Source organism: Sphingomonas sp. S2M10 (assembly GCF_012650175.1).
Taxonomy (GTDB): Bacteria; Pseudomonadota; Alphaproteobacteria; order Sphingomonadales; family Sphingomonadaceae; genus Sphingomonas.
Window position 1 is genome coordinate 1 of the sequence record NZ_JAAILI010000045.1, and the last position, 2,439, is coordinate 2,439.

Below are 2,439 nucleotides of genomic sequence, written 5' to 3' on the forward strand. Positions count from 1 at the left end.
TTAGCGCGAGCGTTTACACCGTGCTGTTGGAGATCGACCGGCCGAGTCCGCTGAACGATCCTCTATCGGACAGGGGGCGATCACCATGGCGGATGGTCGAAGATCGGAGACAGGAGGCGCGGAGGTGGCGCGGCGAATGGCGGCACTTCGCGCCCATCTGCATGGTGGCGCGTCGCTGGCCAAAGTCGCGGCCGATGCCGGTGTTTCGCTGCGCACCGTCCAGCGATGGCTCGCTCGCTATACCGCCAACGGTCCAATGGGCCTCGCGCGGCCGCTTCGTCCGGAAGCTGGCACACGGACGTTCCCGGACGGTCTGGTCCAACTGATCCAGGGCATGGCGCTGACGAAGCCGCCGGCCTCGATCGCAACCATCCATCGTCGCGTTGTGCATGTCGCTAGCGAATATGGATGGCACACGCCGTCCTACGGCAGCGTTCGCGATATCGTGCGCCGGATCGATCCTGCGATGCTGACGCTCGCGCATGAGGGCGCTGCCGCTTTCCGCGACAAATACGAGATGGTCCATCGTCATCGCGCCGATCGCCCGAACGCGATCTGGCAGGCCGACCACACCGAACTCGACATCCTCATCCTCGATGCTCGTGGCAGGCCGACACGGCCGTGGCTGACGACGGTGGTGGACGATCATTCCCGCGTGATCGCAGGCTACATGGTGTTTCTCGGCGCGCCATCCGCGCTCAATACGTCGCTCGCGCTGCGCCAGGCCATCTGGCGCAAGGCCGATCCGGCATGGCCGGTGTGCGGCATTCCCGATGTGCTGCACGTCGATCACGGATCGGACTTCACCAGCCTCCACCTCGAACAGGCCGCGGCCGATCTGCGTATCAGGCTGATCTACTCAGCCGTCGCCCGTCCGCAGGGGCGTGGCAAGATCGAGCGGCTGTTCCGGACCATCAACACCGAACTGCTGGCCGAACTCCCCGGCAACCTGCGCGCCGGCAAGACGGTATCCCCACCGGCCCTTTCACTGGCCGAACTGGACGCGGCGATCGGCGCCTGGATCATCTCGACCTATAATGCGCGTCCCCACCGTTCGATCGGGGCGGCACCGATAGCCGCATGGCGGGGCGATGGCTGGTTGCCCCGGATGCCGGAGACGCTTGCCGAACTGGACATGCTGCTGGTCATGGTCGCCAAGCCCCGCACCGTTCACCGCGACGGCATCCGCTTCGAGGGATTGCGCTACTTCGATCCGACGCTGGCAGCCTACGTCGGCGAGCCGGTGACGATCCGCTACGACCCCCGCGACATGGGCGAAGTCCGCGTGTTCCATCGCAACGTGTTCCTGTGCCGGGCGATCGATGCGGATCATGCCGCGAACAGTGTCACCCTAAAGGACATCCAGGCGGCGCGGATCGCGCATCGGCGTCGCCTGCGGCAGGAGATCAGGGAGAAGCAATCGAGCGTTATAGACTATCTTCCAGCGATCCTGCGCACTCCGGCTCCGATCGCGAAACCGGCGCGATTGCCTGAATTGGCGCCGGTCTCCGCAGCGACTCCGGCGCCGCCACCAAGCCGGCCGAAGCTACGCACCTATTATGAGGGCGACTGATGACCGCCGGCAGTACGCGCGCGACCAGCTTCATCTCGACCCAAGAGCACCGCCGCTTCATCGAGTTCGCCGACGCCGTTCGGAAGCATCGCTACATCGGCCTGTGTCATGGCCCAGCGGGCGTCGGCAAAACGCTCTCGGCCTGCCGGTATGCCCGATGGCACAAGGCTGCGCCCCTGCTCACCGTTTGGGGACCACGCGATCCATCCGACCTGGAAATCTATGCCCACCTCGCTCAGGCACGTGCGGTTTTCTACACACCTTCGGTCGGCAGCACGTTGCGCGAACTGCGGCAGGATCTGCCCCGGCTGCTCGACCGAGTGGACCATTGCATCGACGAACACGTCCGGCCTCAGAAAGTCGGACAGGTCCGTTATGTCAGTCGTCATACCCGCTACGTCGAAATGGTGATCGTCGATGAAGCCGAGCGCCTGTCGACGACGGCGCTGGAATACATGCGTGACGTGTTCGATCGGCAGGGGATCGGGCTCATCCTGATCGGGATGCCCGGTATCGAAAAGCGCATGGCGCGCTATCCCCAGCTCTTCAGCCGGGTCGGCTTCGCCCACCAATATCGGCCGTTGCAGGATGCGGAGCTGACCTTCGTGCTGACCCGCCGCTGGCGCGACCTCGGCCTTGCCCTCGACGACGCCGATTTCACCGACGCGCAAGCGGTCGCGGCCATCGTTCGGATCACAGGTGGCAATTTCCGGCTACTGCACCGCCTGTTCGTGCAGATCGAGCGCGTGCTGAAGATCAACGGCCTCGCAACCATCAGCGAGGATGTCGTGGAAGCCGCCCGCAGCACCCTCGTCATCGGCGTCACCTAGTGCTGACATTCGTGACATTTACCGCTGAAAGCCACA

At 64.6% G+C, this 2,439-nt stretch carries 2 protein-coding genes; both read left to right on the forward strand.

The window, feature by feature from the left end; all coding sequences use genetic code 11:
- Positions 1-85 precede the first annotated feature (85 nt).
- On the forward strand, positions 86-1,573 hold the full coding sequence (locus S2M10_RS10825) for a Mu transposase C-terminal domain-containing protein (protein WP_052811639.1): 1,488 nt from the start codon (positions 86-88) through the stop codon (positions 1,571-1,573).
- Complete coding sequence (locus tag S2M10_RS10830) at positions 1,573-2,403, forward strand: AAA family ATPase (protein WP_007406871.1); 831 nt, start codon at positions 1,573-1,575, stop codon at positions 2,401-2,403. Before S2M10_RS10825 ends, S2M10_RS10830 begins: the two co-directional genes overlap by 1 nt.
- Positions 2,404-2,439: the final 36 nt, after the last annotated feature.

Bases quoted from the DNA above. Each gene is read 5' to 3' on its own strand.
- S2M10_RS10825 (WP_052811639.1), top strand. From the start codon at position 86: ATGGCGGATGGTCGAAGATCGGAGACAGGAGGCGCGGAGGTGGCGCGG.
- S2M10_RS10830 (WP_007406871.1), top strand. From the start codon at position 1,573: ATGACCGCCGGCAGTACGCGCGCGACCAGCTTCATCTCGACCCAAGAG.